The organism is Acinetobacter sp. GQ146, from assembly GCF_059758585.1.
Genome location: NZ_JCAXDV010000013.1, coordinates 1 through 15335, shown reverse-complemented (window position 1 = coordinate 15335; position 15335 = coordinate 1). Strand labels below are relative to the sequence as shown.

General features: G+C 41.8%; 14 protein-coding genes. 8 read left to right on the top strand and 6 right to left on the bottom strand.

Annotated elements, in window-relative coordinates:
- Positions 1-19: 19 nt before the first annotated feature.
- The gene (locus tag AC6CHI_RS15735; RefSeq protein WP_498122417.1) at positions 20-982 is read right to left on the bottom strand and encodes a TerC family protein; all 963 of its coding nucleotides are present in this window, start codon (positions 980-982) and stop codon (positions 20-22) included.
- Between the two features lie 635 nt (positions 983-1617).
- Between AC6CHI_RS15735 and AC6CHI_RS15730 the strand changes: the two genes are divergently transcribed.
- The gene (locus AC6CHI_RS15730; protein WP_458893529.1) at positions 1618-1902 is read left to right on the top strand and encodes a GNAT family N-acetyltransferase; all 285 of its coding nucleotides are present in this window, start codon (positions 1618-1620) and stop codon (positions 1900-1902) included.
- Between the two features lie 63 nt (positions 1903-1965).
- Here AC6CHI_RS15730 and mpl read toward each other — a convergent pair whose 3' ends face one another.
- Positions 1966-3333 (bottom strand): UDP-N-acetylmuramate:L-alanyl-gamma-D-glutamyl-meso-diaminopimelate ligase, encoded by a 1368-nt coding sequence (gene mpl / locus AC6CHI_RS15725; protein WP_498122415.1) that lies wholly within the window; start codon positions 3331-3333, stop codon positions 1966-1968.
- A gap of 253 nt (positions 3334-3586) precedes the next feature.
- On the opposite strand from mpl, the gene AC6CHI_RS15720 reads away from it, so the two are divergent.
- The 4 genes from AC6CHI_RS15720 to AC6CHI_RS15705 all read left to right on the top strand — a co-directional run bounded on the left by AC6CHI_RS15720 (position 3587) and on the right by AC6CHI_RS15705 (position 7842).
- Positions 3587-3925, top strand: coding sequence for a DMT family protein (locus AC6CHI_RS15720; RefSeq protein ID WP_458893531.1), 339 nt, complete (start codon positions 3587-3589; stop codon positions 3923-3925).
- 295 nt (positions 3926-4220) lie between these two features.
- Entirely contained in the window at positions 4221-4736 is a 516-nt protein-coding gene (gene purE, locus AC6CHI_RS15715) for a 5-(carboxyamino)imidazole ribonucleotide mutase (RefSeq protein WP_458893533.1), read from the top strand.
- A gap of 14 nt (positions 4737-4750) precedes the next feature.
- The gene (locus AC6CHI_RS15710; RefSeq protein WP_498122413.1) at positions 4751-5872 is read left to right on the top strand and encodes a 5-(carboxyamino)imidazole ribonucleotide synthase; all 1122 of its coding nucleotides are present in this window, start codon (positions 4751-4753) and stop codon (positions 5870-5872) included.
- 674 nt (positions 5873-6546) lie between these two features.
- The gene (locus AC6CHI_RS15705) at positions 6547-7842 is read left to right on the top strand and encodes a lytic murein transglycosylase (protein ID WP_498122439.1); all 1296 of its coding nucleotides are present in this window, start codon (positions 6547-6549) and stop codon (positions 7840-7842) included.
- A gap of 52 nt (positions 7843-7894) precedes the next feature.
- Here AC6CHI_RS15705 and AC6CHI_RS15700 read toward each other — a convergent pair whose 3' ends face one another.
- The 4 genes from AC6CHI_RS15700 to grpE form a co-directional block, all read right to left on the bottom strand.
- Positions 7895-8272, bottom strand: a complete 378-nt coding sequence (locus AC6CHI_RS15700) for a hypothetical protein (RefSeq protein ID WP_458893535.1) — start codon at positions 8270-8272, stop codon at positions 7895-7897.
- Positions 8273-8392: 120 nt separating this feature from the next.
- The gene (locus AC6CHI_RS15695) at positions 8393-9289 is read right to left on the bottom strand and encodes a matrixin family metalloprotease (protein WP_498122411.1); all 897 of its coding nucleotides are present in this window, start codon (positions 9287-9289) and stop codon (positions 8393-8395) included.
- 116 nt (positions 9290-9405) lie between these two features.
- The gene (gene dnaK / locus AC6CHI_RS15690; RefSeq protein WP_458893537.1) at positions 9406-11349 is read right to left on the bottom strand and encodes a molecular chaperone DnaK; all 1944 of its coding nucleotides are present in this window, start codon (positions 11347-11349) and stop codon (positions 9406-9408) included.
- A 121-nt stretch (positions 11350-11470) separates the two neighbouring features.
- On the bottom strand, positions 11471-12019 hold the full coding sequence (gene grpE / locus AC6CHI_RS15685) for a nucleotide exchange factor GrpE (RefSeq protein ID WP_458893538.1): 549 nt from the start codon (positions 12017-12019) through the stop codon (positions 11471-11473).
- Positions 12020-12833: 814 nt separating this feature from the next.
- Here grpE and AC6CHI_RS15680 point away from each other — a divergent pair.
- The 3 genes from AC6CHI_RS15680 to AC6CHI_RS15670 all read left to right on the top strand — a co-directional run bounded on the left by AC6CHI_RS15680 (position 12834) and on the right by AC6CHI_RS15670 (position 15168).
- A complete protein-coding gene (locus tag AC6CHI_RS15680; RefSeq protein ID WP_498122408.1) occupies positions 12834-13070 on the top strand; it encodes a hypothetical protein in 237 nt (78 codons plus the stop codon).
- A 267-nt stretch (positions 13071-13337) separates the two neighbouring features.
- Positions 13338-14399: an alpha/beta hydrolase gene (locus tag AC6CHI_RS15675; RefSeq protein ID WP_498122406.1), complete on the top strand. Its 1062-nt coding sequence runs from the start codon at positions 13338-13340 to the stop codon at positions 14397-14399.
- A 199-nt stretch (positions 14400-14598) separates the two neighbouring features.
- Positions 14599-15168 carry a peptidylprolyl isomerase gene (locus tag AC6CHI_RS15670; RefSeq protein WP_498122404.1) on the top strand — a complete coding sequence of 190 codons (570 nt, stop codon included), beginning with the start codon at positions 14599-14601 and terminating at the stop codon, positions 15166-15168.
- Positions 15169-15335 lie beyond the last annotated feature (167 nt).

The window sequence follows — 15335 nt, the reverse complement described above, 5'->3', positions numbered from 1 at the left end:
AGCCGTGTGAATATTCGGCTTATGCAGATGGTGGTAATTGCTTGTTATTGTGACGAACCGATAGCCATGCAGTGATACTCAGCACAAGCACAATAAAGCCTAGGGAAATCCAGATCGGCATATGGAATACATCGAGCATTAACATCTTAAAGCCGATGAATAACAGGATAATGCCCAGACCATAAGGTAAGTAATGCATCTTCGAAGCAGCACCAGACAGCAAGAAGAACATGGCACGTAGACCCAAAATTGCCATCAGGTTTGCCGTTAAGACAATGAATGGATCGCTAGTCACTGCAAAGATTGCAGGAATAGAGTCGACGGCGAAAATAACGTCCGAAGCTTCAACCAAAACCAACACTAAAAACAGCGGTGTGAACCACAGCACGCCATTTTGGCGAACCATGAATTTATCCCCTTGCAGAGTAGGAGTAATGCGTAAATGTTTACGTAACCACTTCAATAACGGCATGTTTTCAATGTCTGGATCATCGTCCTGCCCTTTCAGGAACTTAAAGCCTGTGTAGACCAAGAACGCGCCAAACAGGTATAAAATCCAAGAGAATTCTTGAACAAACCATGCCCCGATGAAAATAAAGATGGTCCGCAGGACAATGGCGCCCAGTACGCCGTAGAGTAAGATTTTACGTTGTAGTGCAGGTGGAATGGCAAAGGCTGCAAAAATCATTAACCAGACAAAGACGTTGTCAATCGCCAACGATTTTTCCAGCAAATAACCCGCCAAATATTCCATGGTTTTTTGGTTGGCGATGGTTACCCCAACCGTTTGTTGTAAATAGAACCAGAGTCCGCCTGCAAAGAGCATGGCAACACTGACCCAAGCAACACTCCAGTAAGCTGCCGTTTTAATGGCAACTGGTTGTCCTTGCTTTTGTTTAAACCCAAGAAAGTCGATCAACAGCATGATAATCACAATGCCGAAGAAGACCAAATACAGCCATAAATTGCCGATAGATTCCATAAAAAAATCCTCTGCATCTGGCAATTGGTCACAAAAAAACCTTGACCTGTTGCCAGATGATAAAAACATCTGTGTCAACATGATCAAGGTCTTGCCTACATTACCTTAGGTAATGCTCAGATACCGACTTTTTGCAAAGTGTAATGACGATATTCTGACACGTCTGCACACCATATGGTGATCGACGTTTGGAGGAGGCTACTCCCCTTGTTCAAATTCTGTATTGGACTGAATCCAAAATATGTGGCAAGAATCGCATATTTTGAGCCGAAGTGCAAATATAAAACAATAGCGTCAAGCCCTTTCCCGTTGTCATTGGTTTTGGGTCAGTAAAAAGTTTGATTCTGGTTTTTAGAGTTTTAACGGAACTGGGCTGTCATATTTCGCTAGTATTTTCGCTAATAATGAACCACAGAGCATTAAAACAAAATAAATGAACATGTCGCTGCTCCTGTGCGTGCTACATGTTAAGCATAGAAACAAATTGGTTAGGCTTCATCCCTTAAAATGGTGATTTCTTGATGAAGGTGTAACCAGATTTTAAACTTTGGTCGAGGCATAAAAATACCGGGTGTTTTTTCTGCAGTGTTTGTGGCATGTTAACTGCAATTTCTCCGTATAAAGGAAAGCCAACAATGCAGTTTCAACATCAAAATAATGCGCAAAAAGGTGAATTTTTTCTGAATGATGCTGCGGGTCAGCGCATTGCTGAAATTAGCTATGTATGGCGCGATGCGACGACGATTGTGGCTGACCATACTTGGGTGGATGACAGTTTGCGCGGGCAAGGTATGGCACGTCAGTTATTGGATGTGTTGGTGGAGTATGCTCGTGAACAACAGCTCAAAATTGTCCCCGTGTGTTCTTATGTCGATGTGATGTTTAAACGTGACCAAAGCCTGTTGGATGTCGCTGCTTAATCTTTAATACAGGATTGAAAAAATAAAAAAGCCCGCTTGCAGCGGGCTTTTTCAGTTCAGTATTTATTGTGTTTCTAAGGCGTGAATTAATTTCTGATGTAAGCCACCAAAACCACCATTCGACATAATCACCACGGCATCGCCCTGCCCCGCTTCAGTCACCACGGTGTGAATAATATCTTCCAGAGAACGGGCAACCACGGCTTTATTCGGTGCTGCATCCACGACAGGTTGTAAGTCCCAGTCCAAACCTTCGGGTTGATACCAAATCACTTCATCGGCTAAACGCGCTGAATATGCCAAGCCATCTTTATGACTGCCCATACGCATGGTATTGGAGCGAGGTTCAATAATCGCCCATAGTTTACGCTCGCCTAAACGCTTACGGGCACCGTCCAATGTGGTTTCGATTGCAGTAGGATGATGGGCAAAGTCATCATAAACCTCAATGCCTTGAATGGTTCCCAACAGTTCCATGCGACGTTTCACACCACCAAAATTGGATAAGGCTTCGCAAGCGGTTTCAATCGCCACGCCGACGTGTTCTGCCGCAGCAATGGTCGCTAAGGCATTCGCAACCGAATGTTGTCCGGTCATGTTCCATTTCACTTCGCCTTTGACCACGCCGTGCTGTAAGACTTTAAAGTGTGAGCCATCTGCGGAAAGCTGTTCTGCAGAGAGTGCGGCATCAGCATGGGCTTCTAAAGAGGTACGCAGCACAGGAGTCCAGCAACCCATGTCTAAGACTTCATCAATATGGGTTTCGGTAATCGGGGCAATAATGCGCCCTTCGCTTGGAATGGTACGTACCAGATGATGGAATTGTTTTTGAATCGCAGCCAAATCATCAAAAATGTCCGCATGGTCAAATTCAAGGTTATTGAGAATGGCTGTTTTGGGATGGTAATGCACAAACTTGGAACGTTTGTCGAAGAATGCTGAGTCATACTCATCCGCTTCGACACAGAAATATTTGCCAGCGCCTAAACGTGCACTTTCAGAAAAACCGAGTGGTACGCCACCGATTAAAAAGCCCGGTTCTAAACCCGCTTGATCAAGCACCCAAGCCAGCATGGTGGTGGTGGTGGTTTTGCCATGCGTACCTGCAACACCGAGCACATGTTTGCCTTGCAAGACATGATCGGCTAGGAATTGTGGACCGGAAATATACGGGAGTCCTTCATTCAGCATATATTCAACTGCATCAATGCCACGTTTCATGGCATTACCAACAATAACCAAGTCAGGATGTGGTTGTAAGTGGCTACGGTCATAGCCTTGCATTAAGGTAATGCCTGCATTTTCTAGTTGGGTGGACATGGGCGGATAAACATTCAGGTCTGAACCGGTCACCTGATGTCCTAAATCTCGTGCAAGTAACGCCAATGAACCCATAAAGGTGCCGCAAATACCCAAAATATGCAGATGCATCTATTTTTAACTCCACTGCTTTTGACACAGCACTTCATCATTGGTGTTGTTGTCAGAATTGAATCGATTTGACAGCAACGATAGCAAGGCTCTTCGGGAAAAGATAGTTTTTCTTGTATCAATTTAGACGGCCAATTTAACCAGAACTTTTCTAGGATTAAAGTCGATAAAATCCCCTAAAATGGGCACATTGGCGTATACTTTTCAGCCCATTCTTGGTCTTGATTGTGAATGTAGCGTAATGATACATACCATGCTAACCCCTTTTGCATTGTTGGTGATTTCCAATTGTTTTATGACCTTGGCTTGGTATGGGCATCTCAAATTTTTGCATGGTGCACCGTTGTGGCAAGCGATTTTGTTTGGCTGGTTGATTGCGTTGCTTGAATATACTTTTATGATTCCTGCCACACGCTTATTGGCCCAAGATGGCTGGTCTTTGGGGCAAATGAAAATTACCCAAGAAGTCATGACCTTATTGGTTTTCGTGCCATTTATGATGTATATGTTTAAGCAGCCTTTTAAGCTCGACTATATTTGGGCGGGTTTATGTTTATTGGGTTGCGTATATTTTGTATTTAGAAGCCAGTAAATGTGCAAGGGTTTGGGCTGTGTTTGAATTGCGCTCTACTCTGCTGGCTCGCCGACCAAGCTTTGTAATCACTTTTGCCTGTGCTGCCAGACGCTCTGTGCACAGCATGGCTTTTTTCATTCGGATCAGCATTTAGCGACTTTTAGTTAAAAAAACTAAAAAATATTTCACAACAGCCCTGCTTAAATTTTGGTGAGATGAAAAATCAGTCTATAATATTCGGCTTCTGAACCATTTAAAGCTTGGCTATCGTCGAGATTTAACCTCTTTCACTCTAGTCTCTGGAACATTAGCAATGAATGCGGCCGCAGCACAAGACGCTCAACCCCTTGTCGGAATTATTATGGGTTCTCAATCTGATTGGGCGACTCTCGAACACACTGCCAATATGCTTAAGCAACTTGGTGTCCCATTTGAAGCTGAAGTTGTTTCTGCACACCGTACCCCAGATCGCTTATTTGAATATGCAGAAACTGCACGTGAGCGCGGTATTCAAGTGATTATTGCTGGTGCAGGTGGCGCAGCACATTTACCAGGTATGTGTGCGGCAAAAACTGACTTACCTGTGTTAGGTGTACCAGTTAAATCTTCTATTTTAAATGGTGTTGATTCACTGCTTTCAATTGTACAAATGCCAGCAGGTATTGCGGTCGGTACATTGGCAATTGGTCCTGCAGGGGCAACCAATGCAGCGATTATGGCGGCTCAAATTTTAGGTTTAACTCGCCCAGAGATTGCGGCCAATGTCGCAAATTTCCGCGCTGCTCAAACCGAAAAAGTGGCAAGCAATAACATTCCGGGTCAAGCTTAAACGGGACACAGGTTATGAACAAAACCATCGGTATTTTTGGTGGTGGTCAATTGGGTCGCATGATGGCGCAGGCTGCCTTGCCACTGAATATTCAATGTACCTTCTTTGAAGCAGATACAGACTGCCCTTCTGCGGCTTTGGGCCCGGTGATTTCGAGCCGAACCGAACAAGGCTTGCACCAGTTTATTCAAAGCGCGGACGTTTTTAGTCTAGAGTTTGAAAATACCCCGCTTGCGGATGTGGATCTTTTAACGCAAAGTAAAATGATTCACCCACCGCGCCAAGCCCTTGCGACAGCACAAAATCGTTTAATGGAAAAAGCCTTATTCGATCAATTACAGATTCCTGTCGCGCCGTATCAAGCGGTAGATTCTTTAGCGAGTTTACAACAAGCCGTTGCAGTGCTGGGTTTACCACTGGTGTTGAAAACAGCGACAGGTGGTTATGACGGCAAAGGTCAGTTTGTCCTGCGTAGCGAAGAGCAAATTGAACAGGCTTGGGCAGAACTGGGTCCTGCCAAGAGCTTGATTGCAGAAAGTTTTGTGACGTTCTCGCGTGAAGTGTCGATTATCGCAGTCCGTGGTCAAGATGGTGAAGTCAAAACTTGGCCCTTGGCGGAAAATCATCACCATAACGGGATTTTGTCGCATTCGATTGTTCCTGCACCAAACAGTGCAGATTTACAGCCAGTTGCACAAGACTACATTACGCGTTTGTTGAATCACTTGAATTATGTGGGTGTGCTCACCCTAGAATTGTTTGTGACAGAACAAGGTCTATTTGCCAATGAAATGGCACCACGTGTGCACAACTCAGGACATTGGTCAATTGAAGGTTCAGTCTGTTCGCAATTTGAAAATCATATTCGTGCTGTTGCAGGCTTACCTTTGGGTTCAACGGAAGTCGTGCGCCCGACTGTGATGATTAATATCATTGGACAATATCCAAAATCTGAACAGGTTTTGGCTTTGAATGGCGCACATCTGCATTTGTATAACAAAACAGAACGTGCAGGTCGCAAGATTGGACACATCACGCTCATGCCGAATGACAGCAGTCAATTGACCAGCTTATGCCATCAATTGGCAAAAATTTTGCCAGTGCCTTTAGCATTAAGCGAAGATATGACCATTTAAATCCTGAACTGTTTAGCAAAAAAGCGATCACTCTGTGGATCGCTTTTTTTATGCCTTGAACTCAGGCATGCTACGCGACCCTAGGCTCAGAGGTTGCCTTTTATCGTAAATTTGAGCTTTTTATTGTGGGTTGAAAGAATGAAAAATAAGCTATACAGCATGTTTTTTTGCTGATTAAGAATAAAAAAACAGAAATTAAACTTTGAATTTAAAACTGGATTTGGATGGAAAGTTTAAATTCAAAAGAAGCGTGAATCATCAATTGTGGATAAAATGGTTTGAATTCAAAAAAGGAGTGCAGTTTTAAATTCATTTTTTTGAATTTAAAAGTAGGTGTTTATGAATTTAAAATGAGAGTTTTGAATTCAAACATTGCTTCTAAACCAGATAATTCGCATGCAATCTTCTGAAACTTAGGGTTGTTAGCTTTGAATTTAAAAAATACGGCTGTGGATAACCTGTTTTAAATTCAAATCTGGGGTTTTGAATTTAAAACACTACTTTTGAATTTAAATTGAAGCTGAATATGGGGTGTGGATAAAATATTTTAAATTTAAAAGTAAATTATGAATTTAAAACCAAGGAAATGAATTCAAAGTTACGTTTCTTATCTGTCAATTTTGTGTTGGAGTGTTAAGGTAAACGCATAATTTGAATTTAAAACCTTAGTGATGATGAAACGAGTCAATTATTTTATTTTTGGATCCATTTTTTGGGTTGCAACACCATCTCAGGCAGAGCTGATTATTAATGGGCAACCAGCTACTGTTTCCACTTATAACAATAACTTAACAAAGCAGAGTTATAGTTCGCAGCAAAATTTTCAAGGCTGCTTATCAAATTTGCGTAGCCAAGCACTTGCTGCAGGTGTCAGTGCTTCTACCTATGATCGTTATACCCAGAATTTGACGCCAGATTATAGCGTCATTGACAAGTTGAACTATCAGCCAGAATTTTCAACTCCTATTTGGGATTATCTCTCCGGTTTGGTGGATGAAGAACGGGTTGAGATGGGACGACAAAAACTTGCCCAACATCAGAATGTCTTAAATCGGGTTGCTCAAGCCTATGGCGTACCTGCCGAAACTGTGGTTGCGGTGTGGGGTGTCGAGAGTAATTTTGGTAATATTTCAGGGAGTTATCCTTTATTACAGGCTTTAGGCACACTCAGCTGTGAAGGGCGTCGGCAAAGTTACTTCCGTGGCGAGTTTTTTGCCACCATGCGTATTTTACAGCGCGGTGATCTGAGCGTAGATCAACTGTATGGCTCTTGGGCGGGTGCATTTGGACATACCCAGTTTATGCCTTCGACCTATGAAGAGCTTGCGGTAGATTTTGATGGAGATGGCCGCCGTGATTTGGTGTCGAGTACCTCCGATGCGTTAGCTTCCACTGCCAACTTTCTGAGCAAACGTGGTTGGCAAACTGGTATGCCATGGGGCTTTGAGGTGACTACACCAGTGAGTCTCTCGATTTCTGGTGAAGGGCGTCGCAATAAGAAAAGTTTATCCTATTGGATGAATCAAGGCGTGACGCGTGCGGATGGCAGTGCCTTAATTCAAGGCAATTTATCAGCCAGTACGCCTGCAGGATTAATGGCACCAGCAGGTGAAAATGGTCCGAAATTCTTGGTGTTTAAAAATTTTGATGCCATTTATAGTTATAATGCGGCTGAAAGCTATGCTCTAGCAATTGCCCATTTATCCGATCGTTTACAAGGCAAAGGTCAGTTTCAACAAAGTTGGCCAACCAATGATGCAGGGACATCACGTGCAGAACGCCGTGAAATCCAGCAATATTTACTCAATCGTGGTTATGACATTGGCAAAGTGGATGGTTTGATTGGGGATAAAACCCGACAAGCCATTCGTGATGAGCAGATGCGTTTGGGTTTAAATCCGACAGGACGAGCTGGTCAGCAAACTTTAACAGCATTTCGTCATGAAAATGCCAAGCTGATGATGCAGTAGAAAATACTAAAATATGACGGTGTATCTGCACCGTCATTGCATTTAAGGTGCTTTATTCGATTTCGATCGGATCGAGTTTCACCGCTTCTAAAATGTCAAAAATCACAGTAGTGACATCCTGACTTAAATCACGGTTATTGAAAATTTCATGTGCGGTAATGGTGACATCTGTATCGCTTGGTAAGAGTCGTTGTTCTTCTTCAATCAGGTGTTGAATTGGCAGCAAAGTCTGCTTGATTTCTAAATGCAAGATATCCTGAAATTCAATATTTTCATCTTCCAGTTCAATTTCTTGCTCATTGAAATATGGCAGGAGAATAGAGTAGAGATAAGGCTGAATTTCAATAATATCAAACAATTCTAAATCACGAGTTTGTTCAATAGTGCTGATATGATCATTCACTTCAATGAGAATATGATAGTAACTCACATTGTTCTCCGCTCAGTTTGCTGTGTGGATGGTTCTATCACAATAGCATGAAACTGGATCTTTTGCTGTGCAAATCGACCGAATGCCTTATAAAACCTATGGGTATTTGAAGGTGCTGGCCTAGCGTGCCAAAAACAGTTGTAAATCAGTCGGCTTAAGTTGAAAATGCACTAGATTTTGTTCCCCTAAAATCGGATACATTAGGGCTTGTGGATCATCGTGATGCATCAGTCCTAAGGCGTGGCCCAATTCATGCGCAAGCGTCAGTCTGAGATCATCCGGCCCATCAAACTGATAAATTTCAATTTTATTGCCCATAAACACGCCTTTGTGAAATTCTCGAGCTGGAAAACGCTGCTGGGCTTGCACAATCTGTTGATTGTACTGCTGGATATTCAGATTGTGTTGATCTACTTTCTGATTAAAAGAATGATTCTGTTGCTGATAGTAAGAGACTTCTTGTTCAAACTGTTGGATTTTTAGGTGTAGTTGCTGCTGTTGGTCTTGTAAATATTGCTGCTGTTGCCGAGACTGAGCTGTCGCACGTTGAGCCTGTAACTGCTGGTATTCGGTTTCGAGTAACTGTTTTTGCTGTTCTAAACGATGTTGAGTCAATTCAAGTTGACTACGAGCGTGTTCAATATTGTCCGAAGAGCGTTGATTTTGATGGTTGTGCTGATCCAGATGGTTTTGAGTGGTTTTAAAATCATTGGCATCTTGCTGACGTTGATCATAAATCAGATCAATACTTAATTTGGCATTGGGATCGTAAACAAAAAGTGTTTGCTGTGTACCTTGCTGCCAGATGTCAACGGCTTCCTGAGTCAGTTCAATCACTTGTGCGGGGGTTAAGCCGAAGCGGGGATCAACATCGCCCACCTTAAAGCGCAGGCGTTGGTCAAAAGGATGTAGTAGACGATCTGACCAGGCATTATAGCGGAGTTGATGGTGCGCATGAGTTTGATAACTCAACCAAAGTAAAGCCAAGAAGAGAAGCATTAGCCCAAGTCGATGCATAGATTATTTTTTCTTTTGCGTTTGTGCTTAATGTAGCGAAAAGTCAGTCTGCTGCAAATATGCCGCTGTTAAAAATAAAAAAACCGCGCTGACGCGCGGTTTTTCAATCTGACAAATTATTTTTTGTCATCTTTAACTTCTGTGAACTCAGCATCTACAACACCGTCGTCCGCTTTTTGTTGTTGACCCGCATCGCCACCTTGGAATGCATTTGGATCAAAACCTTGTGCACCACCTGCTTGTTGAGCTTGCTCATAAGCACGTTGGGTAATTGGCATCAAGATGTTTTGTAACGCTTCAGTTTTCGCTTTGATGTCTTCAACATCATTTTCTTTGGTTGAAGCTTCAAGTTCAGACACTGCTGTTTCAACCGCTGTTTTTTCATCAGCCGTCACTTGTTCGCCAAGATCTTTCACTGCTTTTTGTGAGCTTGAAATTAATGCATCAGCTTCGTTACGTGCTTTTGCCAATTCTTCAAACTTACGGTCTTCTTCAGCATTCGCTTCAGCATCTTTAATCATGGCTTCGATTTCAGCATCAGACAAACCTGAGTTTGCTTTAATCTGGATCGATTGCTCTTTACCTGTGCTCTTATCTTTCGCAGAGACTTTCAAGATACCATCTGCGTTGATGTCGAACGATACTTCAATTTGTGGTACACCACGTGGCGCAGGTGGAATGTCACCTAACTGGAAGTTACCCAACAATTTGTTTTGTTGAGCCATCTTACGCTCACCTTGGTAAACCGAAATGTCTACTGCAGGCTGGTTGTCAGCAGCGGTAGAGAACACTTGTGATTTCTTCGCAGGAATCGTGGTGTTTTTCTCAATGATCGGAGTCAATACACCGCCCATTGTTTCAATACCTAAAGTTAATGGTGTAACGTCAAGTAAAAGTACGTCAGTTTTGTCACCCGCCAATACCGCACCTTGAATCGCAGCACCAATTGCGACTGCTTCGTCAGGGTTCACGTCTTTACGTGGCTCTTTACCGAAGAATTCTTGAACTTTCTGTTGAACCATTGGCATACGTGATTGACCACCCACCAAGATTACGTCAGAGATGTCAGAAGTCGAAAGACCGGCATCTTTAAGCGCAATACGGCAAGGCTCAATGGTACGAGCAACCAAGTCAGCCACTAAACCTTCAAGTTTTGCACGGGTTACGTTGATCACTAAGTGTTTAGGACCCGTCGCATCAGCCGTGATGTACGGAAGGTTAATTTCAGTTGCGTTAGAAGAAGAAAGCTCAATTTTTGCTTTTTCAGCAGCTTCTTTCAAACGTTGTAACGCAAGTGGATCATTTTTCAAGTTAACGCTTTGTTCTTTCTTGAATTCTTCAACCAAGAACTCGATCAATGCGTTGTCAAAGTCTTCACCACCCAAGAAAGTATCACCGTTGGTAGATAACACTTCAATTTGTTGGTCGCCATCAAGGTCAGCGATTTCAATGATTGATACGTCAAAAGTACCACCACCTAAGTCGTAAACTGCGATTTTACGGTCGCCTTCTTTTTTGTCCATACCGAACGCAAGTGCCGCAGCCGTTGGTTCGTTAATGATACGTTTAACGTCTAAACCTGCAATTTTACCTGCATCTTTAGTTGCTTGACGTTGCGCATCGTTAAAGTAAGCAGGAACCGTAATCACTGCTTCAGTTACTGTTTCACCCAAGTAGTCTTCTGCAGTTTTCTTCATCTTTTTCAAGATTTCAGCAGAGATTTGTTGTGGTGCAAGTTTCTTGTCGTTAACTTCAACCCAAGCATCACCATTGTCAGCTTTGATGATTTTGTATGGTACAAGACCGATATCTTTTTGTACCGCTTGGTCTTCATAACGACGACCGATCAAACGTTTGATCGCGAATAATGTATTTTTCGGGTTAGTCACTGCTTGACGTTTTGCAGATTGACCCACCAAGATTTCGCCATCTTTATACGCAATAATCGATGGAGTTGTACGAGCGCCTTCAGCGTTCTCGATTACTTTAACTTTGTCGCCTTCAAGTACAGCAACACATGAGTTTGTAGTACCTAAGTCAATACCAATGATTTTAGCCATTAGATCTGTTCCTCAAAAATTCTTGTGCAATGTTTTCGCTTGTTATCCGATATGAGAGCCGTTCAAAATTTTTCAAGTTGATTTTCTGAAAATATTTCACAAACTCTCGTTTTTATAGCGCTTATTGACCAACCATCACCATCGCAGGGCGAAGTAAACGGCCATTTAGGGTGTAACCTTTCTGTAAAACTGTGCCAATTTCATTGGCTTTGGCATTTGGATCAATACCCACCGCTTGGTGCAAATCGGCATTAAAGCCATTTTGCGTATCGGCTTCGACCACACCAAATTTCTCAAGTGTCGTCAGCAATGATTTTAAAGTCAGCTTGACACCTTCCAGTACAGGCGTTTCTTCTGCACCAGCGGCTTGAATGGCACGTTCTAAATTGTCAACAGAGTCGAGTAATTCTTTGGCAAATTTTTCCAGTACAGTGTCTTTATGCTTTTCAGATTCACGTTGAATACGTTCAACACTTTTCTGAGCTTCATAAACTGCATTTGCTGTACGGGCTTTTTCCAATTTTAGACTTTCTTCAAGCTTGCCAATTTGTGCTTGTAAATCTTCAACTGAAACGTCTGCTTGCTCGGTTTCAGCTTGAGTTTGCGCTGTTTGTTGATCCGCTGGCTCTTGTTGAAGGTCTTGAGCTTGTTCGTTTTGCTCAGTTGTCATTGATTTACTCCGTTTAAAAGGGTTTTTAAACATGTACAGTCCTTTGGCGTTAGTGCTAAGGGGTGAATTCTGAACTGCCATGTATAGTGGAATTCATGATTACTAAAGAGGTCGGGGCAGGCATAGAAAATTCAAGTTGAAGGCTTGATTAAATTTGCAAATTTTTACTTTTTCAGATCATTGATACTTAGACCAAATCATTTTGCGGAGAAATCTTAGAAAAAATGATTTGGTGAATTGCATATGATGCGGTGGCAGAACGGAACAGATCGAAAAGTGGATTAAGAGCAAAAAACGATCATGGTAAACGGAATTAAATATTTCACATTTTTTGCAGCATTTTTTAATATGGTCTACAGCAATCGTTGCTGTAGTTTCTGATTGATATTTTCAGAATGTATTTTCTAAGCTTATTCAACCTCCGAATAAGCTTTTTTTTTGTGAAATTGCTGAGTATTGCTACTTTTTATAGCAAAAAAAGGCTCACTACGTTGTGATTTGGCTGTTGTGTTGATACTTGGCAAGAATCATAAGCAGTTTGATCTCAATTTTTTGTTCACGATCTATGAATTTTTAGGTTGTTCATCTTCTCTTAATATAGATAATTTGATGAAAAATAAGTGTTTGTCTGAATTTTTTGACCGCTTTTAAGATTAATCCTGATAAAGAATCGCTTAATAAAATTTTGCAGAAAGCAACCAACAGATAAAAAACCTTAACTATAGATGTGCGCAAGCCTGATCAAAAGCATGAATCATGGCTCTGGCAAAGCTGGAGCAAGGCTTTGTGTTTTTTAAGTTAAAAGGAACAAGGTATGAAAAAAATCAGTTTATTTTCTATTTCTATGTTAGCTATTTCAGTGTTTGCAGTGGGTTGTGCTTCTAAAGACCCTGTACAAGCGACTGAAGCAGCTCAAATGTCGACAGGGGCTGAAGTTGGCGCACAAGGACAAGTCGGCATTGCAGCGCAGGTGGATGGATCTGCCAATATCAATGCTCCACAGGCAAACATGGAACAAATCCCTAATCAGCCCAACGCCATGCAGCAGTAAACCTTAGCCATGGAATAAGACCTTAAAGTCTGAAAATAGAGTCAAGACAGTACTTGAATGAGGTGTGCTGTCTTTCATCAGGCTATTCATCATTTCAGTTGTCGTGTTGGGTATGGTATTGATGTTTCTGACTTGAACTTGTTGCAACAGTGTTAATGACAAGCGCTTCAAAGCCGATTAGCTTTTATGCTAAAAACCGTAATACAACGTTGGTTTTAGCGAGTGAATGCTCAATTGCAACATAAAACAACAAGGATTAAGTCGTTTATGGGCGTATCAATACAAGAACTGATCGAGAAAAATCAAAGTACAGCAGCACGATTGATGGATAAGCTGCCTAATTTTGTCCAAGAAAATATTGTAAAGGCACTGTCTTATCCTTATCACTATCCTGAGTTAGATCCTTTTATTAAATGTATTTTGGCAGTGCAGTATAAGCAGAACAAAACAGGATTTATTTCTACCGATGCACAACGCTCCCGTAAAGCCTTTGAATTACAGAGCCAACTGATTACAGGAAAAGCCACCCGCATTAAACAGGTTGAAGATTTACGCCTACCGTTACAAAGCGGCACGATCTTTGCGCGGCATTATCATCCTGCACCGAATAAAAAGTTGCCGCTGGTGGTTTTTTACCATGGTGGGGGCTTTGTGGTGGGTAGTATGGATAGCTATGATGAAGTCTGTCGTTTATTGGCACTGCATGCCAATGTACAGGTCTTAAGTATCGATTATCCCTTAGCACCCGAAGCATCGCCTTATCAGGTTGTACAAAGTTGTGAAGATGCCTTGGCTTGGGCTTATCAAAACCGTAAACAATTAAAAGTTCTGAAAAACCGTATAGCCGTTGCTGGAGATAGTGCTGGTGGCAATCTAAGTGCGGTCGTGGCTCAGCGCAGTGCGGGGAAGGCTTATGCACCTCAAGTCCAGTTTTTGATTTATCCAGCTCTAGATTTCAAAAGCCGTCATCCTTCATTTTTTGCCTATAAAGATGGTCTGATCTTAACTGGTGATGATGTGGATACGGTGACGGCTCACTATGCCACTCAGCATCAGGTTGCACTGGATGATCCGCTTATTTCACCTACATATGGTAATTTAAAAAAATTGGCTTCGACCTTTGTTGTCACTGCAGGACATGATGTTTTACATGATGAAGCAAAAATCTATGCTTATAAGTTACGTCATCAAGGGGTTGCAGTGGCTTATCAAGATTACCCAGCAATGACTCATGGCTTTATTAATATGACAGGCTTATCGCAAGCTGCGAAAAAGAACTATATTGAAATGGCAAAAAAATTTAGAAGATTTTGGAATAAACAGAGTTAAGGGTTTGGTAAATAGAAAAAGGCACCTCAAGTTAGTCTTATCTTGCATGTCGAGTATGACCTTGATTCCGAATCGGAGAACCGTTTTAAACTTGCCGCCTGCAGAGTAGCGTTGCGCAACAACGTATAAAAATAGCTGAATTGATGCGGTTGTGTTAAATATAAGCAACGAGATAACACCACAATTAGGAAGCCATTACATGTTCAAGCAAAGCCTCGCGTTATTGACTGCAACGACATTCAGTCTGGGTGCATATGCAGCCAATACACTGGTGGAAATGAAAACATCAATGGGAAATATTGAAATTGAACTTTTTAATGATAAAGCACCAATTTCGGCTAAAAACTTTGAAGACTACGCCAAAGCCAACTTCTACAATGGCACCATTTTCCATCGAGTCATCCCTGGGTTTATGATTCAGGGTGGGGGGATGGATGCCAACATGGTAGAAAAACAAACCAAAGCACCAATTCAAAATGAATCATCCAATGGCTTGAAGAATAGTCGTGGCACATTAGCGATGGCACGCACCAATAATCCTAATTCCGCGACTAGCCAATTTTTTATTAATGTTGCAGACAATGATTTTTTGAATAAAGGAGCGATGAATGCTGGCTATGCCGTATTTGGCAAAGTGACTAAAGGCATGGATGTCGTGGATAAAATCGTCAAAGTACCGACTGGGAGCTATGGTATGCACCAAGATGTACCGAAAAAACCTGTAAAAATTCTGAGTGTGAGTATTAAACAGGCGAACAAATCAAAATAAGAAAAAAATACAGTAGAAATATTTTATTCATATTTCTACTGTATAATTAAATACTTATGTCTTAATTAGTGCATAAATGAACCAAAATAGTGCATAAAAATGCAACACACGATAAAACAGCGAGTTAAAAGCACTTGCATGGGAATTTATTTCCCCTATAATGCACT